Origin of the sequence: Streptomyces sp. Je 1-332, from assembly GCF_040730185.1 — a bacterium.
Taxonomy (GTDB): domain Bacteria; phylum Actinomycetota; class Actinomycetes; order Streptomycetales; family Streptomycetaceae; genus Streptomyces.
Genome location: NZ_CP160402.1, coordinates 5,675,632 through 5,701,064, shown reverse-complemented (window position 1 = coordinate 5,701,064; position 25,433 = coordinate 5,675,632). Strand labels below are relative to the sequence as shown.

The 25,433-nt window shown below is 70.5% G+C and carries 13 protein-coding genes and 1 pseudogene; 9 read left to right on the top strand and 5 right to left on the bottom strand.

The window, feature by feature from the left end; all coding sequences use genetic code 11:
- Positions 1–3: 3 nt before the first annotated feature.
- On the bottom strand, positions 4–783 hold the full coding sequence (locus ABXJ52_RS25910) for an ABC transporter permease (RefSeq protein ID WP_367045067.1): 780 nt from the start codon (positions 781–783) through the stop codon (positions 4–6).
- Complete coding sequence (locus ABXJ52_RS25905) at positions 780–1,682, bottom strand: ABC transporter ATP-binding protein (RefSeq protein ID WP_367045066.1); 903 nt, start codon at positions 1,680–1,682, stop codon at positions 780–782. Before ABXJ52_RS25905 ends, ABXJ52_RS25910 begins: the two co-directional genes overlap by 4 nt.
- A gap of 184 nt (positions 1,683–1,866) precedes the next feature.
- On the opposite strand from ABXJ52_RS25905, the pseudogene ABXJ52_RS25900 reads away from it, so the two are divergent.
- The 4 genes and pseudogenes from ABXJ52_RS25900 to ABXJ52_RS25885 form a co-directional block, all read left to right on the top strand.
- Positions 1,867–3,684: pseudogene (locus ABXJ52_RS25900) on the top strand (ABC transporter ATP-binding protein); the annotation flags it as partial.
- 467 nt (positions 3,685–4,151) lie between these two features.
- Positions 4,152–6,068: an ABC transporter ATP-binding protein gene (locus ABXJ52_RS25895; protein ID WP_367045065.1), complete on the top strand. Its 1,917-nt coding sequence runs from the start codon at positions 4,152–4,154 to the stop codon at positions 6,066–6,068.
- A 372-nt stretch (positions 6,069–6,440) separates the two neighbouring features.
- Positions 6,441–8,495 carry a M4 family metallopeptidase gene (locus ABXJ52_RS25890; RefSeq protein ID WP_367045064.1) on the top strand — a complete coding sequence of 685 codons (2,055 nt, stop codon included), beginning with the start codon at positions 6,441–6,443 and terminating at the stop codon, positions 8,493–8,495.
- 298 nt (positions 8,496–8,793) lie between these two features.
- A complete protein-coding gene (locus tag ABXJ52_RS25885) occupies positions 8,794–10,428 on the top strand; it encodes a M4 family metallopeptidase (RefSeq protein WP_367045063.1) in 1,635 nt (544 codons plus the stop codon).
- An 81-nt stretch (positions 10,429–10,509) separates the two neighbouring features.
- On the opposite strand, the gene ABXJ52_RS25880 is transcribed toward ABXJ52_RS25885, so the two are convergent.
- A complete protein-coding gene (locus ABXJ52_RS25880) occupies positions 10,510–11,478 on the bottom strand; it encodes an SUKH-3 domain-containing protein (protein WP_367045062.1) in 969 nt (322 codons plus the stop codon).
- 148 nt (positions 11,479–11,626) lie between these two features.
- On the bottom strand, positions 11,627–14,257 hold the full coding sequence (gene glgP, locus ABXJ52_RS25875) for an alpha-glucan family phosphorylase (RefSeq protein ID WP_367045061.1): 2,631 nt from the start codon (positions 14,255–14,257) through the stop codon (positions 11,627–11,629).
- Between the two features lie 190 nt (positions 14,258–14,447).
- Between glgP and ABXJ52_RS25870 the strand changes: the two genes are divergently transcribed.
- Both ABXJ52_RS25870 and ABXJ52_RS25865 read left to right on the top strand, forming a co-directional pair.
- Positions 14,448–16,895, top strand: coding sequence for a protein kinase (locus ABXJ52_RS25870; protein ID WP_367045060.1), 2,448 nt, complete (start codon positions 14,448–14,450; stop codon positions 16,893–16,895).
- A gap of 33 nt (positions 16,896–16,928) precedes the next feature.
- Complete coding sequence (locus ABXJ52_RS25865; RefSeq protein ID WP_367045059.1) at positions 16,929–19,157, top strand: protein kinase; 2,229 nt, start codon at positions 16,929–16,931, stop codon at positions 19,155–19,157.
- A 21-nt stretch (positions 19,158–19,178) separates the two neighbouring features.
- Here ABXJ52_RS25865 and ABXJ52_RS25860 read toward each other — a convergent pair whose 3' ends face one another.
- Entirely contained in the window at positions 19,179–19,622 is a 444-nt protein-coding gene (locus ABXJ52_RS25860; RefSeq protein WP_367045057.1) for a nuclear transport factor 2 family protein, read from the bottom strand.
- Between the two features lie 297 nt (positions 19,623–19,919).
- Between ABXJ52_RS25860 and ABXJ52_RS25855 the strand changes: the two genes are divergently transcribed.
- From ABXJ52_RS25855 to treS, 3 genes are all read left to right on the top strand, one after another.
- Positions 19,920–21,143: a S8 family peptidase gene (locus tag ABXJ52_RS25855; RefSeq protein WP_367045056.1), complete on the top strand. Its 1,224-nt coding sequence runs from the start codon at positions 19,920–19,922 to the stop codon at positions 21,141–21,143.
- Positions 21,144–21,471: 328 nt separating this feature from the next.
- Positions 21,472–23,649 carry an alpha-1,4-glucan--maltose-1-phosphate maltosyltransferase gene (locus ABXJ52_RS25850; protein WP_367045055.1) on the top strand — a complete coding sequence of 726 codons (2,178 nt, stop codon included), beginning with the start codon at positions 21,472–21,474 and terminating at the stop codon, positions 23,647–23,649.
- Entirely contained in the window at positions 23,646–25,346 is a 1,701-nt protein-coding gene (gene treS / locus ABXJ52_RS25845) for a maltose alpha-D-glucosyltransferase (protein WP_367045054.1), read from the top strand. Before ABXJ52_RS25850 ends, treS begins: the two co-directional genes overlap by 4 nt.
- The last annotated feature ends 87 nt before the right edge of the window (positions 25,347–25,433 follow it).

Sequence of the window (25,433 nt, the reverse complement as noted above, 5' to 3'; positions counted from 1 at the left end):
GGATCACTCCCACCGGAACCAGCGCGCTGCCGCCGCCGAGAGGACCACGGTCCACAGCGCGAGCACGCCGAGGTGGGCGAATCCGGGCCAGTCGCCTGCCGCGGCCTCGCCCAGGGCCTGGGCGGCGGCGCCGAGCGGTGTGACCTCCACGATGCGGGCGAGCGCGTCCGGCATGGCCTGCACCGGCAGCCAGACGCCCGCGCAGAACATCATCGGGAAGAAGACGGCGGAGCCGATCGCGGTCGCCGCCTTCGTCGTACGGGAGATCGCGGAGACCACGGCGCCGAGCGCGAGCCCGCACAGGATGGCGAGGAGCAGCGCGATCGCGTAGCCGAAGGCCTGGCGCGGCAGGGTCACGTCGAAGACCAGGCGGCCCACGGCCAGCGAGAGCAGGGACGAGACGAGCGCGGCGGCGCCGTGGAGGCCCATCTGCGCGCCGAGCACGGCGGAGGGGCGGACCGGCGTCGCCGACATGCGGCGCAGGATGCCGCGTTCGCGGTAGCCGGTGATCAGCGGCGGCATGGCCTGCAGGCCCGCCATGATCAGGGAGAGCAGCACCGTCACGGGGACGTACACGTCGACCGACCTGAGCCCGCCGAGCGTGTCCGTTGGTTCCCGGAAGGAGGGGATCGAGCCGAGGATCGCCAGGAGGATCGTGGGGAACGCCATGATCCAGAAGAGGGAGCCGGGCTCGCGGCGGAAGATCCGGAACTCGGCCCTGAGCACGGCGGCCGACGCCCTGCGCGGTGCGACGGAGTGGGGTGCGGTGACGGCGGCGCTCATGCCGATGCTCCCGTGAGGTCGAGGAACGCGTCGTCCAACGTGGCGTCGGAGACCCGGAGTTGATGGGCGGTGATGCGGTTCCGGGCGAGCAGTGTGATGGCGGCGTCGACGGTCTCGTCGGTGCCGTTCAGGGTGTAGCGGCCGTCACGCTGATCGACGGAGATCACCTGCGGCAGCGCGGCGAGCTCCCGCTCGTCGAGCGGCGCGGACGGCGTGAAGGACATGACGGTCGATCCCGCGGCCCGGCTGATGAGGCCCGCGGGGCTGTCGAGCGCGGCGACGCGCCCCTGGTCGATGACCGCGATGCGGTCGCAGAGGCGCTGGGCCTCCTCCATGAAGTGGGTGACCAGGAGGACGGTGACGCCGCTGTCGCGTACGTCCTCGATGAGCTGCCAGGTGTCGCGGCGGGCGCGCGGGTCGAGCCCGGTGGTCAGCTCGTCCAGCACGACGACTCTCGGGTTCCCGATCAGGGCGAGCGCGATGAACAGGCGCTGCTTCTGGCCACCGGAGAGTTTGCCGAAGCGGCTGTCCAACTTGTCGCTCAGGCCCAGGCGTTCGGCGAGGGGCCGCCAGTCCGCGGGACTCGGATAGAACGCGGCGTACAGCTCGAGTGCCTCGCGCACGGTGAGCTTGGCCTGCAGCTCGCTCTCCTGGAGCTGGGCGCCGAGGATGTGCGTGACGCGGTCGTGGTCGGCGACGGGGTCGAGCCCGGCGACGCGGACGGTTCCGGCGTCGGGGACACGCAGGCCCTCGACGCACTCCACGGTGGTGGTCTTGCCGGCGCCGTTCGGCCCGAGGACGCCGAAGATCTCGCCTTCCTCGACGGTGAAGGAGACACCGTCGACGACGGCCCGTCCGCCGTATTCCTTGCGCAGGTCCCGCACTTCGATGATGGGCATGGGTCGAGCCTCGCCGCTGGACGGGGTGCGGGGCATCGCCCATCGCGCTCGAAGCGGCATCAGCCGATCGGTTGATGGAGAAGTACGACCCCTGCTCGTCCTCGGGCCTTAGGACCAGCGGACGACCGGCAACGGGTCAAAACTCGGTGGGCTGTGTGAGTGGCCATCCGTAGGCTCGCTCCTGATGCCGAAACCAGATGCACCGACCAAGTCGACCGCCGAGGAGCCCGGCGAGGAGTCCGCCGAGCAGCCCGGCGAGGGGCAGGGCGGCGGGTCCGCCGCGCGGACGCTGCTGCGGCTGTGGCCGTACGTGCGCCCGGTCCGAACCCGCCTGTTCGGCGCGGCGTTCGTCGCCATCCTCGCCTCCTGTACGGGGCTCGTCTTCCCCCTCGTACTGAAGTGGCTCGTGGACGGGCCGGTGGCCGACCGTGACCTCGGTGGGGTGTGGCTCGGGGCCCTGCTGCTGCTTCTGCTCGGTTTCGCGGAGGCGCTGCTCTTCGGTCTGCGGCGGTGGCTGGTGGCCCGGCCGCTCGCCTCGGTCGAGGCGGCGATGCGGGCGGATCTCTACCGCCATCTGCAACGGCTTCCCGTGGCCTTCCACGACCGGTGGGCCTCGGGCCAGTTGCTGTCGCGCGGCACCACGGATCTGATGCTGCTGCGGATGTTCCTCGCCTTCCCGCTGACGTTCCTGGTCGTGAACGGGACGACGATCGTGGTCGGCATGGCCATCCTGCTGGCGCAGGACTGGGCGCTCGGGCTCGTGCTGCTGTCCCCGCTGGTCCCGCTGATGATCGTCTGCGCGTACGTCGAGGGCCGGTACATGGCCGTGGCGCGGCGGGCGCAGGACCAGGTCGGTGATCTGACGACGGTCGTCGAGGAGAGCGTGCTCGGCATCCGCATCATCAAGGGCTTCGGCCGCCACCGCAGTCAGGCGCGCGCCTTCCGCGAGCTCTCGCACACGCTGCGGGGCACGGAGCTGGCCAAGGCGCGGCTGCTCGCGGCGATCAACGCGGTCATCATGACGCTGCCGGAGGTCGCGATCGGTGCAGCGCTGGTCCTCGGGACGGTGCAGGTGGCGGACGGCGGTCTGTCGACGGGCACGCTGGTCGCGTTCCTCTCCACGGCGCTCGCGCTGCGCTGGCCGGTGGAGTCCATCGGGTTCCTGCTGGCGATGAGCCAGGAGTCGGCGACGGCCACGGAGCGGTACTTCGAGGTGATGGACGCGGAGCCGGAAACGGCCACGGAGGTCACGTCTTGCGGTGGGGGCTCCGCGGCGACCGGACTCCGTTTCCACGGGGTGGAGTTCCGCTATCCGGACGCGCCCGCCGACGCGCCGCCCGCGCTCGACCGCGTCGACCTGCACGTGCGCCCCGGCGAGACCCTCGCCCTGGTCGGCGCGACGGGCAGCGGCAAGACGACGCTGACGGCGCTCGTGCCGCGGTTGCACGAGGTGAGCGGGGGCCGCATCACGCTGGACGGCGAGGACATCGTGGAGATGGACCGCGAGCGGCTGCGCACGCTGGTGGCGGTCGCCTTCGAGGAGCCGACGCTGTTCTCCGCGACGGTGGGCGAGAACGTCCTCATGGGCGCCGAAGAGGCCGCCGGTGAAGCGGAGTTGGAGCGCGCGCTCGAGGTGGCCCAGGCGGACTTCGCCCACGCCCTGCCGCAGGGCACGGACACGCAGGTCGGCGAGCAGGGCCTGAGCCTGTCCGGCGGCCAGCGCCAACGCCTCGCGCTGGCCCGCGCGGTGGTGGGCCGCCCGCGCTTCCTGGTCCTCGACGACCCGCTCTCGGCGCTGGACGTCCACACGGAGGCCCTGGTGGAGGCGGCCCTGCGACGCGTCCTGAAGGACACGACGGCCCTGGTGGTGGCCCACCGCCCCTCCACGGTCCAACTGGCGGACCGCGTCGCCCTGCTCTCCGAAGGCAGGATCACCGCGGTGGGCACGCACCAGGAACTGCTGCGGGGGAACGCGGAGTACGCGTGGCTGATGTCGGGGGCGGGGGTCGCTCCCGCGACGGGGAAAGCGGGGGTCGCTCCCGCGACACGGGAAGCGGGGGCCGCACCCGCGACACCGGAAGCGGGGGCCGCACCCGCGACACCGGAAGCGGGGGCCGCACCCGCGACACCGGAAGCGGGGATCCCACCCGCGACAGCCGAGGCGCGGGTCGCTCCTGCGACAGCCGAGGCGCGGATCGCTCCTGCGACAGCCGAGGCGCGGATCGCCCCTGCGACAGCAGAGGCAGGGACAGCTGCCGCGACAGCAGAGGCGCGCATCGCCCCTGCGACAGCAGAGGCAGGGACAGCTGCCGCGACAGCAGAGGCGGGGTCCGCTTCCGCGGCGCGGGGAGCGGGGTCGGTGCCCGAGGGCCCACCGCTGACAGCACCCGAGGGCCCACCGCCGACAGCAGGGGGCGCGCATGCGAACGGACAGGCGGGCCCCGTGTCCGCGGAGGGTGAGGCCGCACGATGACCGCTTCGACACCGGCGTCACGGACCGCGGCTCCGGACAAGACTCCCGTCCTGGACGAGGTCCGGCGCCCCCAGCAGCCCCCGAGCGGCGAACGGGATCCCGGCAGCGCCCCCGCCGACCACTTCGACCAGGACACCCTCCCCGCACCCCCCGGCGCCACCACCACCCTGCTCCGATCGTTGCTCTCGGCCCTTCGTGGGCGCGTCCTGGTCGCGGCCATGTTGCTTCTGCTGCAGCAGGCCGCCGTGCAGGGCGGGCCGCTTCTCGTCGCGTACGCCATCGACCGTGGCGTGCCCGCCGTCCGCGCCGACGACTACGGCCCGCTGATCGCCATCGGCGTCGGCTATCTGCTCTGCGCGGCCGCGTCCGGCGCCTTCCAGTACGCGTTCATCGTGGCCTCCGCCCGCGTCAACCAGGACGTGCTGCTCGATCTGCGCGGGCGGATCTTCCGGCACGCGCAGGCCCTCAGCGTGGACTTCCACGAGCGGTACACCTCGGGGCGGCTCATCTCCCGGTCCACCACCGACGTGGAATCCCTGCGGGAACTCCTCAGCGAGGGGCTGCAGGAGCTGATCACCGTCATCCTGTCCTTCGTCTACATCTCGGCGATGCTGCTCTGGCTCGACCTGGGCCTCGGCGCGGTGGCGGTCGCGTCGTTCGTACCGCTCTACCTCCTCGTACGCCGCTACCAGCGTCGCGCGGGCCCCCTCTTCGGGCGGCGGTCCACGGCGATCGCCTCCGTCATCGTGAAGTTCGCCGAGACGATGAACGGCATCCGCCCGGTCCGCGCGTTCCGCCGCGAGCGCGCCAACGAGGCCGAGTTCGGCGTCCTCAACCGCCATCATGAGCGGGCCAACGGCGACGCGATGCTGGAGATGGCCCAGTACGTCGTCGGCTCCCGGCTCGTCGCCAACACCGCCGTCGCCGGCATCGTCCTGTGGGGCGCCTACCGCGTCACCGACGGCACCCTCGCGCTAGGTGTCCTCGCCGCCGCCGTGCTGTATCTGCGGCGCCTGTACGACCCGATCGACCGGCTCGGGATGTTCCTGAACTCCTACCAGTCGGCCGCCGCCTCCCTGGAGAAGGTCGCGGGGCTGCTCGCCCAGACTCCCACCGTGCCCGAACCGCACCCCGACCGTGCCCGGCCGCTGCCCGCCCTGGCATCCGAACACCCGGGCCGCGCGGTCGACTTCGACGGCGTACGGTTCGCCTACCGCACCGGCGGCGAGGTCCTGCCCCGCTTCGACCTGACGCTGCCCGCCGGGCAGACCGTCGCCGTCGTCGGCTCGACCGGCGCGGGCAAGTCGACGCTCGCCAAGCTACTGGCCCGCTTCTACGACCCGACGGAGGGCCGCGTCCTGCTCGACGGGGTCGACCTGCGCGACCTCGCCAACGCCGAGCTGCGGCGCGGTGTCGTCATGGTGACCCAGGAAGCCTTCCTCTTCTCCGGGACCGTCGCCGAGAACATCGCCATCGGCCGCCCCGACGCCACCCGCGAGGAGATCGAACAGGCGGCGAAGGCCATCGGCGCGCATGACTTCATCACCTCACTGCCGGACGGCTACGACACCGACGTACGCAAGAGAGGTGGCCGTATCTCCGCAGGTCAGCGGCAGCTGGTCGCCTTCGCGCGGGCGCTGCTCGCCGACCCGGCCGTGCTGATCCTCGACGAGGCGACCAGCTCGCTCGACATCCCGGGCGAGCGGGCCGTGCAGAGCGCCATGCACACGGTGCTGCGCGGGCGTACCGCCGTGGTGATCGCCCACCGGCTCTCCACGGTGGAGATCGCCGACCGGGTACTCGTGATGGAGCACGGCCGCGTCGTGGAGGACGGCGCCCCCGCCGAACTCATCGCGGGGCACGGGTCGTTCGCGGATCTGCACCGGGCGTGGCGGGACAGCGTGGTGGGGTAACGACAGGCTCCAGGCCATCACCCGCACCCAGCCGAGGGTGCGGAATCAGCCACGCCGCTCCGCGCGCCGGGAAGGGGCACGCATCGAACAATGCGGAGCCCTTTGCGTCGGACGACCCCTCCGTATATCGAACGTGGCCCACCGGGCAGCGGACCAGTTCCGGCCAACTCTTGACGCACTCCTGACAAACCGAGCGCGCCGGTGCCACTCTTCCCCTCGATTCCCGGCTCCACGTTCAACCTTCGCTCCACGTTCAGCCTTGCTCCACGTTCTGCCTTGCTCCACGTTCTGCCTTGTTCTGCCCGGACGGCACGACCGCGCCGCCCGGTCCCCCTGGCCGCGTATCCCGCGGCCACGCAGAAGGAGTCCGTGTTGAGAAGCACCTCTCACAGACCTGCCTCCCACAGACGCGCCACCGCCGCGGGCGCCCTGACCGCCGTCGCCGCCCTCATCGCGGTGGCCTTCCAGACGGGCCCGGCGTCCGCCGACGACCCCGCGATATCGCAGGCCAAGACGCCGGCCGCCGCGAAGATAGGCAAGGCCGACCCCGGTTCCCTGCCCGTGAAGCTCACCCCCGCCCAGCGTGCGGCGCTCCTCAAGGACGCCAACGCCACCAAGGCGGACACGGCCAAGGACCTGGGGCTCGGCGCCAAGGAGAAGCTCGTCGTACGCGACGTCACCAAGGACGGCGACGGCACGACGCACACGCGCTACGAGCGCACGTACGACGGCCTGCCCGTCCTCGGCGGTGACCTGGTCGTCGACGAGGCGAAGTCGGGGAAGACCGAGGGCGTCACCAAGGCCGCGAAGGCACAGCTCAAGGGCGTCGACACCAGCGCCGAGGTGAAGGCCGCGACCGCCGAGAAGCAGGCGCTCGGCGCGGCGAAGGCCGAGGGGTCGAAGAAGACCGACGCGGACCGCGAGCCGCGCAAGGTCGTCTGGATGGCCGAGGGCGAGCCGACTCTCGCGTACGAGACGGTGGTCGGCGGCCTTCAGCACGACGGCACCCCGAACGAGCTGCACGTCATCACGGACGCGGCCACCGGCAAGAAACTCTTCCAGTGGCAGGGCATCGAGAACGGCACGGGCAACACCCAGTACAGCGGTCAAGTCACGCTGGGAACGGCACAGTCGGGGTCCAACTACACCTTGACCGACACCGGTCGCGGCAGCCACAAGACGTACAACCTGAACCGCGGCACGTCGGGCACCGGCACGCTCTTCTCCGGGCCGGACGACGTGTGGGGCAACGGCCAGGCATCCAATCTGGAGACGGCCGGCGCGGACGCCCACTACGGGGCGGCGCTGACCTGGGACTACTACAAGAACGTGCACGGCCGCTCCGGTATCCGGGGTGACGGCGTCGGCGCGTACTCCCGGGTCCACTACGGCAACAACTACGTCAACGCGTTCTGGTCCGACGCCTGCTTCTGCATGACGTACGGCGACGGCGCGGGGAACGCCAAGCCCCTGACGTCCATCGACGTGGCCGCCCACGAGATGACCCACGGCGTGACGGCGGCCACCGGCAACATGACGTACAGCGGTGAGTCCGGTGGCCTGAACGAGGCGACGTCCGACATCTTCGCGGCGGCCGTGGAGTTCCACGCCAACAACGCGCAGGACAAGGGCGACTACTACGTCGGCGAGAAGATCGACATCAACGGCGACGGTACGCCGCTGCGCTACATGGACAAGCCCTCCAAGGACGGCGCGTCCAAGGACTCCTGGTACTCGGGCATCGGCAACATCGACGTGCACTACTCGTCCGGTGTCGCCAACCACTTCTACTACCTCCTGAGCGAGGGCAGCGGCGCCAAGGTCATCAACGACGTCGCGTACGACTCGCCCACCTCGGACGGTCTGCCCGTGGCCGGAATTGGTCGTGACAAGGCGTCGCTCATCTGGTTCAAGGCGCTGACGACGAAGTTCACCACGACCACCAACTACGCGGCGGCCCGCACCGGGACCCTCGCGGTGGCCGGTGAGCTGTACGGCACCAGCAGCACCGAGTACGCGGCGGTGGCCCACGCGTGGGCCGGAGTCAACGTCGGAGCGCGTCCCGGTGGCGGCGGTGGCACCGACTTCGAGAACACCACCGACGTCGCCATTCCGGACCGTGGCGCGGCCGTCACCTCGTCCATCAACGTCACCGGCCGCACGGGCAACGCGCCCGCCGCCCTGAAGGTCGGGGTGGACATCGTCCACACCTGGCGCGGTGACCTGGTCGTCGACCTGGTGGCCCCGGACGGCTCGACGTACCGCCTGAAGAACTCGAGCGCGAACGACTCGGCGGACAACATCAAGGAGACCTACACGGTCAACGCCTCGTCCGAGGCGGCCAACGGCACCTGGAAGCTGAAGGTGCAGGACGTGGCCGCGCAGGACGTCGGCCGCATCAACAGCTGGAAGCTGACGTTCCCGTAGGCCCTGACCGGGCTTGACGGGAGCACATACAGACTGCGCCGCTCCGGGTGGACCGACTCCCCGGAGCGGCGCACCCATGTGCGGCCGCCGGATGCGTAACGCGCCGTTCGCATTGCGTACATGGACCATCGCTCAACGGACGATTTCTGGCCAACCTGCGGTCAGGTACCTGACATGAACCTGGCCCAACTGACACTCTTCCCTCGCACGACACAACAGAACATCTGTACACCCGCACCGCATCTTTCAACCCGGACAGTCCCCCATGCCGTCCGGGCCCCCCACCGAAGGAGCATGCGTGACCCCCCACATATCCCGGAAGCGCTCAACGCTGGCCATCGCCACCGCTGTTGCCGCAGGCGCCCTCCTCGCGGGCGGCCTGACCACCGGAGCATCCGCACAGCCCGACCGGGCGGCCGCGCCCTCCGGGGCACCGATCGCACTCTCCTCCACGGCCCGCGCCGGCCTGTTGCAGGACGCGAACGCGGACAAGGCCGCCACCGCCGAGAAGATCGGCCTCGGCGCCAAGGAGAAGCTCGTCGTACGCGACGTCGTCAAGGACCGTGACGGCACCACGCACACCCGCTACGAGCGCACGTACGACGGCCTGCCCGTCCTCGGCGGCGACCTGGTCGTCCACGCCGCGAAGAGCGGCGCGGTCAAGAGCGTGACCAAGGCGGCCAAGGCCACCATCAAGGTCGCGTCGACCTCCGCGAAGGTCGGCGCCAAGTCGGCGGCCAAGTCCGCCGAGTCCACAGCCTCCAGGTCCGGCGACACCAAGAAGGCGGACGCGCAGACCCCGCGCAAGGTCGTCTGGGCCGCGTCCGGCAAGCCGGTCCTCGCCCACGAGACCGTCGTCACCGGCGTCCAGAAGGACGGCACGCCCAGCAAGCTGCACGTCATCACCGACGCGGCCACGGGCAAGAAGCTCTTCCAGTACCAGGCCATCGAGAACGGCGCGGGCCACAGCCAGTACAGCGGCGACGTCGAGGTCGGCTCCAAGAAGGGCGCGAGCGGCTTCGACCTGACCGACGACTCGCGCGGCGGCCACTCGACGTACGACCTGGCGCATAGCCAGAGCGGCGAGGGCAAGCTCGTCACGGACGAGGACGACACCTGGGGCACCGGAAAGCCGGAGGACCCCCAGACCGCCGCCGTCGACGCCGCCTATGGCGCCCAGTTGACCTGGGACTACTACAAGGCCGTACACGGCCGCGAGGGCATCAAGGGCGACGGCAAGGGCGCGACCTCGCGCGTCCACTACGGCAACGCGTACGTCAACGCCTTCTGGGACGACAGCTGCTTCTGCATGACGTACGGCGACGGTGAGGGCGACAAGAAGCCGCTCACGTCGATGGACGTCGCGGCGCACGAGATGACGCACGGCGTCACCTCCGCGACCGGCAACATGGAGTACAGCGGTGAGTCCGGCGGCCTGAACGAGGCCACGTCGGACATCTTCGCGGCGGCGGTCGAGTTCAACGCCAAGAACGCCGAGGACGTCCCGGACTACATGGTCGGCGAGAAGATCGACATCAACGGCGACGGTACGCCGCTGCGCTACATGGACAAGCCCTCCAAGGACGGCAACTCCCTGGACAACTGGAGCGCGGAGGCGGGCAACGTAGACGTCCACTACTCCTCGGGCATCGCCAACCACTTCTTCTACCTCCTCTCGGAGGGCAGCGGCGCCAAGGAGATCAACGGCGTCAAGTACGACTCCCCGACCGCGGACGGCTCCAAGGTCGAGGGCATCGGACGCGACAAGGCAGAGAAGATCTGGTTCAAGGCCCTGACGTCGTACTTCACGACGACGACGGACTACAAGGCGGCCCGCGAGGGCACCTTGAAGGCGGCGACGGACCTGTACGGCGCGGACTCGGCCGAGGCCAAGGGCGTGGCGGCGGCCTGGACGGGCGTGAACGTCAAGTAACTCTCTTTGCCGGGGCGGCACCCGGGGGCTTCCTTCCCCTGGGTGCCGTGAGGGCGGCCAGCTGGTGATGCGCCCCGGTGGCTAACCCAACCCTTCGATCAACTTGCGCATCGCTTCGTGGCCGTTGTCCGCAAGTAGGTTCGGGTAATCCATACCGACGTAGACCTCACCGCCTTCGGTCATGCTCAGGTAGAAGTTTCCCCGGTCCGTCATGCCGAGGGGGTAGAGGTAATTCTCGACCTCCTCGCTCATCTCCTCGAAGATCTCGAAGTCCCACTTGGCCAACAAGGGATCGATCTGGAAATCCCGCCCCCGCCCTCCGACGGACGCCAAGTCCTCCCGGTCGAGAGCCACTCCCCCGAACTCGGCAAGGAAGGTTCGCGCCGCGTCCGGCATCCGGAAACCTCCGTCGGCGTCGTGAAGGATCTTCTCCCACGTATCGACAGGAACGGCTCGCCCCGGATACCAGCCGGCTCGGCGCAGCGTTCGGCTGGTCGCCTCCGACCACCGGGAGCTGTCGCCCCCGTCCCCGGCCACCGCTTCGTCGCCGAGGAGGTTACGGACAGGGCGGGCAACCCACGTCACTTCTCCCGGCTGGGACCCACTGCAGCGCGTGCCCACGAGCCTGTCCAGCGCCTCGTCCCCGGACGGTGCCAGCAGGCGGATCTCCTCCTCACCGAGGTAGACGGCACCGTTCTCGGCCACAGCGAGATAGCTCGTACGGTTGTTGGCCTGCCCGACGGGGTACAGCGAAACTCCGGCTTCCGTGCTGTAGCGGTGAAAGGTCGCACGATCCCACTGCGCCCTGAGCGGATCCACCCGAAAAGGCGACTTCGCCGTATCCGGCCCAGCAGGCCACCCGTCATTGTGCAGCCCGCCGAATTCCGCGAGGAACCGCTGCGCGGCCTCATGCGCCACAAACCCACCGCGCTCACGCAGGATGCTTTCCCAGGTGACCGTGGGCACCGAACGCTGCGGATACCAGCCGGATTTTCTGAGCACGCGGTCGGTCGGTTCCGACCACCGCGGGGTGCGATTCGCTTCGTGCATTTTGGGAGCACCGCCCTGACTCCAAGTGTGCCGAGAACCTCCGTGCACGCGGCACACGGAGCCTTGTCGTGTTGTGAAGGGCTCGGCCGTCTTGCCCGCCGAGGTGTGGATCGCCTCCGCACCCGCCATCCCCTGCTCACCGTTCGCCCTACCGCAACAACACCCCCGCAGCCTCCCCCGTCCCCTCCGACGGCACCGCCACCAGCCCCAACTCGGCCCCGCTGGCCAGCAGTCGGTGGGAGGGCAGGATCCGCACCGTGTAGCCGAACGGACCCGGGCGGTCCAGGGACAGGGGGCCCTCGTAGAGGCGGCGGCCCTCCGCGTCGGGGCCGCCCACCGGTTTCAGTGGCACCGGGACCGCGTCGGCGATGACGTCCCCGGGGTCGACGCGGCCCGCGATCGTCTGGACCTCGACGTCGTCCGGGGTCAGCGCGCCCAGGTGCACGCGGACCCGCAGCGAGAGTGTGGCGCCCAGTTCGGCGGTGGCGCCCGTCGCCGTCGCCTCGACGTGGTCGACGGCCACCCGCGGCCAGGCGGCGCGGACCCGCGCCTTCCAGGAGGCGAGTTCCCCCGCAGCGTCCGCGCCCAGCGTGCGGTGCGCCCGCGCGGCGGGGACGTACAGCTGCTCCACGTAGTCACGCACCATCCGGCCCGCGAGCACCTTCGGACCGAGACGGGTCAGCGTCCGGCGCACCATCTCGATCCACCGGTCGGGCAGGCCCCCGGGCCCCTGCTCGTAGAAGCGGGGCGTGATCCTGCGCTCCAGGAGGTCGTACAGCGCCGCGGCCTCCAAGTCGTCGCGCCGGTCGTCGTCCGTCGCCGCCCCGTCCGCCGTGGGGATCGCCCACCCGAAGTCCGGTTCGAACCACTCGTCCCACCAGCCGTCGAGGACCGACAGGTTGAGGCAGCCGTTCAGCGCGGCCTTCATCCCGCTGGTCCCGCACGCCTCCAGGGGGCGCAGGGGGTTGTTCAGCCAGACGTCGCACCCCGGATACAGCTTCTGCGCCATCGCCATGCCGTAGTCCGGCAGGAACACGATGCGGCCCCGCACCCGCGGGTCGTCCGTGAAGCGCACCAGCTCCTGGATGAGCCGCTTGCCCCCGTCGTCCGCCGGATGCGCCTTGCCCGCCACCACGATCTGGATCGGCCTCTCCGGATGCGTGAGCAGCTCCATCAGCCGGTCCCTGTCCCGCAGCATCAGCGTCAGACGCTTGTACGAGGGGACGCGGCGCGCGAAGCCGATCGTCAGGACGTCCGGGTCCAGTACGTCGTCGATCCACCCCAACTCGGCACTCGCCGCGCCCCGTTGACGCCACGACGCGTACAGGCGCCGCCTGACCTCCGTCACCAGCTGGCCCCGCAGCTCGCGCCGCAGCTCCCAGATGTCCGCGTCCTGGATCTCGGCGACCGCGTCCCACCGGTCCGAGCCGCCCACCGACAGCGCGTCCTCGGTCCGCTGGGCTCCGATCTGGCGCGCGCCGAGCCGGAACACCTCGGGAGCGACCCAGGTAGGGGCGTGCACGCCGTTCGTGACGGAGGCGATCGGCACCTCATCGGCGTCGAATCCCGGCCACAGGCCCGCGAACATGTCGCGGCTCACCTTGCCGTGCAGGGTGGAGACCCCGTTGGCGCAGCGCCCGAGCCGCAGGCCCATCACCGCCATGTTGAAGAGGTTGGGCTCTCCGCCGGCGTACGTCTCCATGCCGAGCCGCAGGATCCGCTCGACGTCGATGCGGGGCAGCTCGGCGTCCGGGCCGAAGTGCCGGGCGACCAGCTCACGGTCGAAGCGGTCGATCCCGGCGGGGACGGGGGTGTGGGTGGTGAAGACGGTCCCGGCCCGGACGGCTTCGAGCGACGCGTCGAACTCCACGCCGCCCCCGACGAGTTCGTGGATGCGCTCCAGTCCCTGGAACCCCGCGTGACCTTCGTTCGTGTGGAAGACCTCGGGCTCGGGGTGCCCGCTCAGCCGGCAGTACGTCCTGACGGCGCGCACCCCGCCGATGCCGAGCAGCATCTCCTGGAGCAGCCGGTGCTCGCTGCCGCCGCCGTACAGCCGGTCGGTCACCTCGCGGGCGGCGGGGTCGTTCTCCTCGACGTCAGAGTCCAGCATCAGCAGCGGTACGCGCCCGACACTGGCCTGCCAGACGTGGGCGCGCAGCGAACGCCCGCCGGGCAGCGCGATCGCCACCAGGCTCGGGGTGCCGTCGGCCTCGCGCAGGAGGGAGAGGGGCAGCTCGTTCGGGTCGAGCACCGGGTAGGTCTCCTGCTGCCAGCCGTCGCGGGACAGGGACTGGTGGAAGTAACCGTGCCGGTAGAGCAGCCCGACCCCGACGAGCGGCAGCCCGAGGTCGCTCGCCGCCTTCAGGTGGTCGCCCGCGAGGATGCCGAGCCCGCCCGAGTACTGCGGAAGGGCGGCGGTGATGCCGAACTCGGGCGAGAAGTAGGCGACGGCGCGCGGCAGTTCACCGCCGCGCTCGGCGGCCTGCTCCTGATACCAGCGGGCCCCGGTGACGTACTCCCGAAGCCCGTCCGACACCTCGGCGAGCCTGCGCAGGAAGGGCTCGTCCCCGGCGAGCCGGGCAAGGCGCGCGGGCGGCACACTGCCGAGCAGCCGCACGGGGTCGCCGCCCGATGCGGCCCACTGCTCGGGGTCGACTGCCTCGAACAGTTCACGGGTTCCGGTATGCCAGGACCAGCGCAGGTTGCGCGCGAGCTCCGACAGCGGAGCAAGGGGTTCGGGAAGGGCGGGACGTACGGTGAATCGACGGATGGCCTTCATCACGGTGCACCTCTGCCGTAGCGTCTGACGGGGCGTATGCAGGGCTTTCGTACCTCGCGTATCGCCGTACCGCACAGACGTTAGCGGTGCGCCGCCGCTGTCACCACGGCGCACGGGGAGCACGGCGCCGCGTGGGGGTAACGTGACCCGGCGTCAGGGATGTTGACGGGGGCAACGGGGGACAGGGCGCATGATCGGCCAGTTGCGGGATGCTTCACCCAGGCGGATCGGGCCGTATGTGACGCTGGCCCGGCTCGGGGCGGGCGGGATGGGCGAGGTCTTTCTGGCCCACCCCGGGAATGGTGCAGCCTTCGGGCCCGAGGACCTCGTCGCGGTCAAGGCCATCCGGAACGAACTGGCGACGGACGACATGTTCCGACGGCGCTTTCGGCGTGAGGCGGAGGTGGCGGCTTCCGTCGACAGCCCGTTCGTGGCGCGGCTGGTGGCGAGCGAGGCCGAGGGGGAAGTGCCGTGGCTGGCCACGGAGTACATACCCGGGCCCACCCTTTCGGAGGCCGTGCGCCGGCACGGTCCGCTGCCGGCGGGCGCGGTCGCCGCGCTCGGCGCGGGTGTGGCGCGGGCGCTGACCGCGGTGCACGCGGCGGGCGCCCTGCACCGCGACCTCAAGCCGGGCAACGTACTGCTCGGCCAGGACGGCCCCAAGCTGATCGACTTCGGCGTGGCCCGCGTGCAGGCCGCCACGACCATGACCCGCTCGGGCCTGCTCGTCGGCACGCCGGGCTTCATGTCGCCGGAGCATGTGGCGGGTGGCAGGCATGTGGTGGCGGCATCGGACGTCTTCTGCCTGGCCTCGGTGCTCACCTACGCGGTGACGGGGCGGGACCCCTTCGGGGACGGCCCGATGGCAGCCGTGCTGTACCGGGTCTCGCGCGCCGATGCCGACCTGGGCGCGATGCCGGCGGAGTTGCGGAATGTTCTTTCGGCCTGCCTCGTACGTGATCCGGGCGAGCGGCCGGACGCGGCGGAGGTCGCCGAGCGATTCGCGCGCCTGCGGGACGCGGCGACGGACGCGGAGTGGCCGCGGACTGTGCGGGACGCGGTGAGTGAGGCGCGGCGGGACGTGGCGCAGCTGTGCGCTTCGGGTCAGCCATTGCTCCCGGTGCCACTCTGGCCGGAACCGGAGGCAGGGCACCCGGCAACGGCTCAGGGCGGCCCCGCCACTGCTCCGGGACATCCGGTCACCGCTCCGGGGCATCCGGTCACCGCACCTGGGGCGCCCGACCCCTTCGGCCTGCATCAGCTGCCGACGATGAGCGGGTCGCCGCCGGCCCCGCCCCGGCGCCGGGTGCGGCCCGTACTTCTCGGCGCGATCGCCCTGGCCGTGGTGGCGGGCTCGCTCGGCGGGGCGCTTGCCGTGTGGGGCCCCTGGCGGGACGGGCCCGGAGGCAGTGCATCGGCGGCGCCGGGCAGGGTCGATCCGGGGCCGACCGACCCGGCCGCCGCCAGGAAGCTGGCCAAGCGGGCAGGTGTCGACGGGGAAGGCACGGCGGACCGTTCCGGGGTCGTGGCACAGACGGCCGCCCAGCGCCCCAAGGGCTGGAAGAAGTGGCAGGGCCAACTGAGCCACTCCCCCATGAGTTGCGCCGCCGACAGCGCGGCCATCGTCTGCCTGCTGACGAACGGCACGTACGAGGCGGTGAGCGCGAGCAACGGCAAGCGGCTGTGGAGGTCCGGGAAGATCGACCCGGAGGGCGGCCTCGACGAGGCGTACTACGGTCCGGGCGGCGCCTTCTTCATGCCCGGCGACCGCCTCGAACCACAGGTCCGCGGCGGCAAGGCGGTCATCGCCCATGACGGCGTCCTTCAGGTGCGTGACTCCACGACGGGCGATGTCCTGTGGGACGCCCCACGCCCGGACGGAGCCGGCGCGTTCACGCTCCGGCCGCTCCTGGACGATGATGTCCTTCTGGTCGGCGCAGAGGAGTCGTACCTCAACGAGGGCGCGAGGGCCTCCCTGCACGCCTACGACATCGACGGCGGCAAGCCGCTGTGGCACGAGGACCTGGGCAAGCCGTTGGAGGCCCAGGTCGACGTCCATCGGTTCAAGATGCGGGCCCTGCGCGACGGAGTCGTCTACGCGGACGAGGAGAAGGGCCTCGCGGCGTACGACGCACGAACCGGCGATCTCCTCGGACAGTTCAGGAACGAATGCGGGACGGTGCTCGCGGGTGAGAAGGACGTGCTGTGCACCACCCCCGTCGGCGGCGGCTCCGAGGACGGTCCGAAGCCCCGCGTGCAGGTGCTGCGGCTCGACCCCCGCACCCTGGGTGAGGCCGGCAGGCCCTTCCGCTATCCCACGCCCAAGGACCCCATAGAGGCTCCCGCTCCGACGGCCACGGACCGCACCCTCGCGGTGGCCGTCGATCCCGTACGGCACAGCGTGATCGTCAACGACAAGAGCACCGGCCTGCTCCGGCGTTCGGCGAAGCTCCCCGAGGGGAACATCCCGTCCTCCGCACCGCTGGTCGTCGGCGGCCGCATCGTCTACGCGGACAGCGAGGCGCTCTACACCCTGCCGCTCGGCGCCGGTGACGCAAAGCCCGTCCGGCACCCCGTGCCCGGCGCGCCGGGCGACCGGGCGGAGGCACCGCCGAACGTGAACGGCGTCCTGCCCTAGCCGACAAAGCCACACATCGCCCTGAGGATTCGCATGCTCACGCCCCTGCCACCTGGTTCCGCCCGCCATATCGGTCCCTACCGGCTTCTGGCCGGGATCGGTGCGGGCGGTATGGGCGAGGTCTTCCTCGCTCGGCGGGAGCAGGGAGGGCTCGTCGCCCTCAAAGCCGTACGGCCCGAACTCGACCTGGACCTCGACGACGCGTTCCGTGTCCGTTTCCGACGGGAGATGGCGGCCGCCCGCGCGGTCACCGGCCCCTACACGGCCGCCCTCCTGGACGGAGACGCGAACGCCCGGCTCCCCTGGCTCGCGACGGAGTACGTGCCCGGTCCTTCCCTCGCCGACACGGTCGCCCGCTGCGGTCCGCTGCCGGTGGACGCGGTCCGCGCGCTGGGCGCGGGTCTCGCCAAGGCACTCACGGCCGTGCATGCGGCGCGGGTCCTGCACCGCGACCTGAAGCCCGGCAACGTACTTCTCACTCCCGAAGGTCCCCGTCTGATCGACTTCGGCATCGCGCAGGCCTTCGAGGCGACGGCCCTGACGATGACGGGCATGCTCGTGGGCACTCCCGGGTTCATGGCTCCGGAGCAGATCGAGGGCTCGCACGCGGTCGTGCCCGCGTCCGACGTGTTCTCGCTCGGTGCGATCCTGTGTCATGCGGCTACGGGCCGCGGTCCGTTCGACGATCCGGAGCTCGCCTCGGTCATCTTCCGCATCTCGCGGGGCGACGCGGACCTCTCCCGGGTTCCGCACGAGCTGCGCGGCCTCATCGCCGAGTGTCTGCACCTCGACCCAGCCCTGCGCCCCGCGCCCATGGCTTTGGCCGAGCGCCTGGCCGACGCCGACACCGCTCGCTTTCCGTGGCCGTCGGGCGTCCTTTCGCTGTTCGCCGAGTACCGCTCGGCCGCGGCGGAGTTCGAGCCGGCCGACTCGTACGTCCCGACGATGCCGGGCGAGCCGCCGACGGCCCCGGTCGCCATCGCCCCGTCGGCCCCGCACCGTCGGCGCCGGCCGTGGATCGTTGCCGCGGGAGCTGCCGTGGCGGCGGTGACCGCCGTGGTGTTCGTGCTGTCCCAGGGCCCCGCGAGCCGCCCGGAGGCGCGGGAGCCGAAGCCCTCCGGTACCACTTCAACCGGGGCTTCGGTGGTCGCGACGTACGGAAACCGGGGTCACACTGGCGAGTTGGGCCCCTCGGCGGTCAACGGCTCCGCGCGCCCCGACGGCTGGCAGCCCTGGTCCCGCGAGAAACGTGGGGGTGCGGATGGTGCGGGCCGGGGCTGTGTCCTCGCACGGTCCACCCTGGTGTGCCGGGATGGGCAGGGTGCGACGACGGCTCTGGACGCGAGGACCGGCGGTGACCGGTGGAAGGCCCCCGGGTTCCCGGGCAAACCGAAGAGCACGCGGCGGATCCCTCCGGAGGCGGATGGCGAGCGTGTCTACGTACCCAGCTCCCTGGGTGTACTCGGCGTCGGTCTGGAGCGGGGTGACGAGCAGTGGCGTCGTGCGGTCCCCCGGGGCAAGGAGCTGACCTCTCTCACGTATGCCGAAGGCGTCCTCTACACCGCCGAGTCCATACCGCGCGGCGCCCCGTCCACCACCACGGTCCGGGCCCGGCGTGCGACGACGGGCGAGCAGCTGTGGGAGACCACCGTCGACGCCAGGACGGCGGGCACCCTGCTCGCTCGGGACGGCACGGTGTACACGGCGCTGGACGGGGGCGGTGTCATCGCCCTGTCCACCACGAACGGTCACGAGACGGCCCGTGTGGACCGCCCTCGGTGCGGTGATCTCATGGGCCATGACGGATCGGTGCTGTGCTGGTCCGCGGGGCGGGGCGGAGTGAGCGACCTCGACCCGAAGACGCTCGCCGTCCGCCGCACGGTGGGCGCGGTGAAGCCCGACGTGGCCCCGGTCGTCGGTGACGCGGACGTCCTGGTCATCGCCAACAGCAATCCGCGCGCCGACATCGCCCAGCGCTTCACCGCGTACGCGTGGAGGTCCGGTGAGAAACTCTGGGACCTCCCAGCTCGGGGTGCCCCAACGGCCCTCGCCCTCTCCAGGGACCGGCTTCTGGCAGCGGGTACCTACGAGATCTACACCGTGCCGCTCAACGGCGACGCGGAGAACATCACCCAGCGGACGGTCCCGCTCACCGACACGACGAGGCTCGACGGCGTGGAGCTGATCACTCCGCTCTATCTGGGAGGCGCCGTCTTCGCCGAGTCCACGGAGGGCCGCTTCGTCTCGGGCCGTGCCCTGTGACATCGGTGGGGCATCTGCCCCCTATGGCGTCATAGCCGCCACGATCGCCGCCGTATCCCAGTAGAACGGCCGCACCTCCGTGATCCGCCCCTCCCGCACCGTGATCGTCTGGAGCACGGGGAAGGCGAGTTCGCGCCCCGTGGCGCGGGCCCTCGCGCGGACCTGGGTGTGGATCACCGCCGTCTCGCCCGTGGCCAGGAAATCCTGTTCGCCGATCTCGAAGGATTCCCACGCCTCGGCCATGGCTCGGAGGAAGCGGGCCATGCCGTCGTGGCCGCGCCATGTGCCTCCGTACGGGAGCGCCCGTGCCTGGTGCATCACGACGTCGGGGGCGAAGAAGGGGGCCAGCAGGTCGAACGAGGCGCTGCCCGGGCCGCCGGCCGCCAGGTAGCGGGACTCCGCCTCGTACATGCCGGTCAGGACGGACAGGGAGTCGTGCGCGGACGTTTCGTGCTCGGTGGTCATGCCGTCAGCCTGGCCGCTTCCCCGCCGGTCCACCGGCGGGAATCGGACGTCCAACTGCCGACGGTCACCCCGTGGACCCGCACCTATCGCAGGCGTCCTGAATCCGTCCGGAAATCGGCGCAACCATCACAGCACCCCCACGGGCGGTATGGCCGATTCCCCCACGCCGTGTGGTCTTGTTGGGCCTCACGCCGCACGAGAGGCTGCCAAGTGGCGCTCGCGGAGGTTACGGGGAATCCGGCACAGACCGCTCCAACTCCGCGAGTCGCACGTCAAGTTGGGGAGGGAAACCAGCGTATGACTCTGTCGCGCACGAAGCGTCTGCGGTGGGCCGGAGCCGTCACCGCCGCCACCACGGCGGCGGTGCTTTCGGCCAGCACGCTGCCCGCACACGCCGCTCCCGCCGATGCCGCCGATGCCCCGCTGGGGAAGATACTCGGCGCCGGGGAGCCCGGTTCCATCAGCGGAAGTTACATCGTCACGCTCAAGGGCGGGACCGAGGCCCCGTCCGACGCGGGCAAGGGCCTCGCCTCGAAGTACGGGGCGCAAATACGTCACACCTACAGCACCGCGCTCAACGGGTATGCGGTGCAGGCCGGTTCGGACCAGGCCAAGAAGCTCGCCGGCGACTCCAGGGTCGCCTCCGTCGTCCAGGACAGCGTCGTGTCCCTGGACCACACCCAGAAGAATCCGCCCTCCTGGGGGCTCGACCGGATCGACCAGAAGGGTCTTCCGCTCGACAAGTCCTACACCTGGCCCGATACGGCAGGTCAGGGCGTGACGGCGTACGTCATCGACACCGGCATCCGCACCTCGCACCAGGACTTCGGCGGGCGCGCGAGCAGCGGCTGGGACTTCATCGACGACGACGCGACGGCGCAGGACGGCAACGGACACGGTACGCACGTCTCGGCGACCGTCGCGGGCGCGAGCCGCGGCGTCGCCAAGAAGGCGGACGTCGTGGGAGTCCGGGTGCTCGACGACGCGGGGTCGGGGACGACCGCGCAGGTCATCGCGGGCATCGACTGGGTGACCAAGAACGCGAAGAAGCCGGCCGTCGCCAATCTCAGCCTCGGGGGCACGGCCAACGCCCAGCTGGACGCTGCCGTACGCAACTCGATTGCTTCGGGCGTTACTTACACGGTGGCGGCGGGCAACGACGGGCTCCCCGCGTTCCTGTTCTCGCCGGCCCGCGTGAAGGAAGCGGTCACGGTGGGCGCGAGTGACGTCAAGGACGCGAGGGCGAGCTTCTCCAACTGGGGCGGCAGCCTGGACCTGTTCGCGCCGGGCGTCGGGATCGCCTCCGCGTGGAACACGAACGACTCCGCCACCCACACCATCTCGGGTACGTCGATGGCCTCGCCGCACGCGGCGGGCGCTGCGGCGCTCTACCTCGCCGATCATCCCTCGGCCACACCCGCCGAGGTGGGCAAGGCGCTGTCCGACCGGGCGGCGGCGGGCAAGGTGACGGGCGCGGGGCTCGGCTCCCCGAACAAGTTGCTGCAGGTCAACAACCCGTAGCGCACAAGGCACCCTGGAACCGGCCCCGCCGTGCACGGCGGGGCCGGTTCTGTGTGTGTAACCCCTCATGCGCGGTGCGGACTTGCCTCCGGCGCCATCCCGAAGCACCCTCGATAGGGCGCCGTCCTGTTTTCGGGGCCTTACGCACCAGTAGTTAACAATGCGGCCGATTGCCCACCCGAAGTTGTGGGGAAGGCTCCCCCGGTACGCACACGGCTCAGTACGGTCAGTCACGGCTCAGTACGGCCCCACAAGCGCGGCACGCAGTCGCTGAACCCCTCCACACCCCCGTATCCGCCCCACTCATGTAACGCGGACAGGAGCGGTCATGCCCTCAACTCGCCCGTCGGCGAAGCCCTCGGGAAAGGCCACGACCAAGGTGCCCAAACCCCCGGCGCCACAGCAGGACCACGCACCGCAGCAGGACCCGGCATCACAGCAGCACCCGCGAGGCCCGCAGGACCCGCAACCCCCGCAGCACCAGCCGCCCCCACCCCTCACCGGCCGCATACCCGTCCTCGACATCGCGCCCCGCGTCCACGGCGGCCGGCGGCCCGCCAAAGCCGTGGTGGGCGAGACGTTCCAGGTCACCGCCACCGTCTTCCGCGAGGGGCACGAGGCGGTCGCCGCCAATGTCGTGCTGCGGGACCCGGAAGGCCGCCTTGGGCCATGGACACCCATGCGCGAACTTGCCCCCGGCACCGACCGATGGGGCGCGGACGTCACTCCGGACGCCGAGGGGAGCTGGACGTTCGCCGTCGAGGCGTGGGGCGATCCCGTCACCCAGTGGCGGGACCACGCGCAGATCAAGATACCGGCGGGCATCGACACCGAACTCGTCCTGGAGGAAGGCGCCCGCCTGCACGAACGTGCCGCTGCCGGCGCCCCGGCGAGCAAGGGCCGCCGCGCCACACTCCGCGCCGCCGCCAAGGCCCTGCGCGACACGGAACGCCCCGCCGCCGCCCGCCTCGCCGCGGCTCTCACCCCGGAGGTGGACGCGGTCCTCGCCGAGCATCCGCTACGCGAACTCGTCACGGAGTCCGAGTGGTTGCCGCTGCTGGTGGAGCGGGAGCGGGCGTTGTTCGGTTCCTGGTACGAGTTCTTCCCGCGCTCGGAGGGCGCCGTCGTCCGCGAGGGCCAGGCCCCGAAGTCGGGCACCTTCCGTACCGCCGCCGAGCGGCTTCCGGCCATCGCCGCGATGGGCTTCGACGTCGTCTACCTGCCGCCGATCCACCCCATCGGAACCACCTTCCGCAAGGGCCCCAACAACTCCCTGTCCCCCGGCCCGCACGACGTGGGCGTGCCCTGGGCCATCGGCTCCCCCGAGGGCGGCCACGACGCGATCCACCCCGACCTGGGCACCCTGGCCGACTTCGACGCCTTCGTACGCCGCGCCAAGGACCTGCACCTCGAAGTCGCCCTGGACTTCGCCCTGCAGTGCTCCCCCGACCACCCCTGGGTCAACAAACACCCCGAGTGGTTCCAGCACCGCGCCGACGGCAGCATCGCCTACGCGGAGAACCCGCCCAAGAAGTACCAGGACATCTACCCCCTGGCCTTCGACCGCGACATGCCCGGCCTGATCGCCGAGACCGTACGCCTGCTGCGGTTCTGGATGGACCACGGCGTGCGCATCTTCCGCGTCGACAACCCGCACACCAAACCGGTCACCTTCTGGGAGCAGGTCCTCGGCGACATCAACCGCACCGACCCCGACGTCATCTTCCTGGCGGAGGCCTTCACCCGCCCGGCCATGATGCGCACCCTCGCCGCCATCGGCTTCCAGCAGTCCTACACGTACTTCACCTGGCGCAACACGAAGAAAGAACTGACGGACTACGCACAGGAGTTGGCGGACGAGACCTCCCACTACCTCCGGCCGAACTTCTTCGTCAACACCCCGGACATCCTGCACGCCTACCTGCAGAACGGTGGCCGCCCCGCCTTCGAGGTCCGCGCGGTGCTCGCCGCGACGCTCGCGCCGACCTGGGGCGTGTACAGCGGGTACGAACTCTGCGAGAACGCCCCGGCGAAAGCGGGCAGCGAAGAGTATCTGGACTCGGAGAAGTACCAACTGCGGCCCCGCGACTGGGAGTCGGCGGAGCGCACCGGCGCCACCATCGCGCCCCTCATCACCACGCTGAACCGCGTGCGGCGCACCAACCCCGCCCTGCGGCAACTGCGTGGCCTGCACTTCCACCCCACGGACCAGGAAGCAGTGATCGCGTACTCGAAAACGGCCCAGGACAAGGACGGATCGAACACGGTTCTGGTGGTCGTGAACCTCGACGCCCACCACACCCAGGAGGCCACGGTCTCGTTGGACATGCCGAAACTCGGCCTTGACTGGCACGAGACCGTGCCGGTGCGCGACGAGCTCACCGGCGACACCTACCACTGGGGCAGGACCAACTATGTGCGCCTCGAGCCGGGCCGCGCGCCCGCGCACATTCTTCGCGTCCTGCGACCGTCCTCACCGTTGATCGGAGGGTCACCCACACCATGATCATCAACGAACCCGTCCAGGACACATTCGAGGACACGCCGGCCAAGGACCGCGACCCCGAGTGGTTCAAGCGCGCCGTCTTCTACGAGGTCCTGGTCCGCTCCTTCCAGGACAGCAACGGCGACGGCATCGGCGACCTCAAGGGCATCACCGCCAAGCTGGACTATCTGCAGTGGCTGGGCGTCGACTGCCTGTGGCTGCCGCCGTTCTTCAAGTCACCTCTGCGGGACGGCGGTTACGACGTCTCGGACTACACCGCCGTCCTCCCGGAATTCGGCGACCTCGCCGACTTCGTGGAGTTCGTGGACTCCGCGCATCAGCGGGGCATGCGCGTGATCATCGACTTCGTGATGAACCACACCAGCGACCAGCACCCGTGGTTCCAGGCCTCACGCACCGACCCCGATGGCCCCTACGGCGACTACTACGTCTGGGCCGACGACGACAAGCAATACCAAGACGCACGCATCATCTTCGTCGACACCGAAGCCTCCAACTGGACCTTCGACCCGGTCCGCAAACAGTACTTCTGGCACCGCTTCTTCTCCCACCAGCCCGACCTCAACTACGAGAACCCGGCCGTCCAGGAAGAGATCATCTCCGCCCTGCGCTTCTGGCTCGACCTCGGCATCGACGGCTTCCGCCTGGACGCCGTCCCCTACCTCTTCGCCGAAGAGGGCACCAACTGCGAGAACCTCCCCCGCTCCCACGCCCTCCTCAAACGCGTCCGCGCCGAAATCGACGCCCACTACCCCGACACCGTCCTGCTCGCCGAAGCCAACCAATGGCCCGAAGACGTCGTCGACTACTTCGGCGACTTCAAAGACGGCGGCGACGAATGCCACATGGCGTTCCACTTCCCCGTCATGCCCCGCATCTTCATGGCCGTCCGCCGCGAATCCCGCTACCCCGTCTCCGAAATCCTCGCCAAAACCCCCGCCATCCCCGCCGGCTGCCAATGGGGCATCTTCCTGCGCAACCACGACGAGCTCACCCTCGAAATGGTCACCGACGAAGAACGCGACTACATGTATGCGGAATACGCCAAAGACCCCCGCATGCGCGCCAACATCGGCATCCGCCGCCGCCTGGCCACCCTCCTGGACAACGACCGCAACCAGATCGAACTCTTCACCGCACTCCTGCTCTCGCTGCCCGGCTCGCCGATCCTCTACTACGGCGACGAGATCGGCATGGGCGACAACATCTGGCTCGGCGACCGCGACGCCGTCCGCACCCCCATGCAATGGACCCCCGACCGCAACGCGGGCTTCTCCTCCTGCGACCCCGGCCGTCTCTTCCTCCCCACGATCATGGACCCCGTCTACGGCTACCAGGTCACCAACGTAGAAGCCTCCATGTCATCACCCTCCTCACTCCTGCACTGGACCCGCAGGATGATCGAGATCCGCAAACAGAACCCCGCCTTCGGACTCGGCTCGTACACGGAACTCCCTTCGTCGAACCCGGCGGTGATCGCGTTCCTGCGCGAGTACAAGGACGACCTCGTGCTGTGCGTGCACAACTTCTCGCGGTTCGCGCAGCCCACGGAGCTGGATCTGCAGGCCTTCAACGGCCGGCACCCGGTGGAGCTGATCGGCGGGGTGCGTTTCCCGGCCATCGGCGAGCTGCCCTACTTGCTGACTCTCGCCGGACATGGCTTCTACTGGTTCCGGCTGCGCAGGGACGCGGCGTAGGCTCCACCCCTGCTACTCCGGTGCGGGGCGGTTTCCGCCGCCCCGCCCTGGGCACTCTCCCCGCACAACCGGCACTCCCGCACTTCT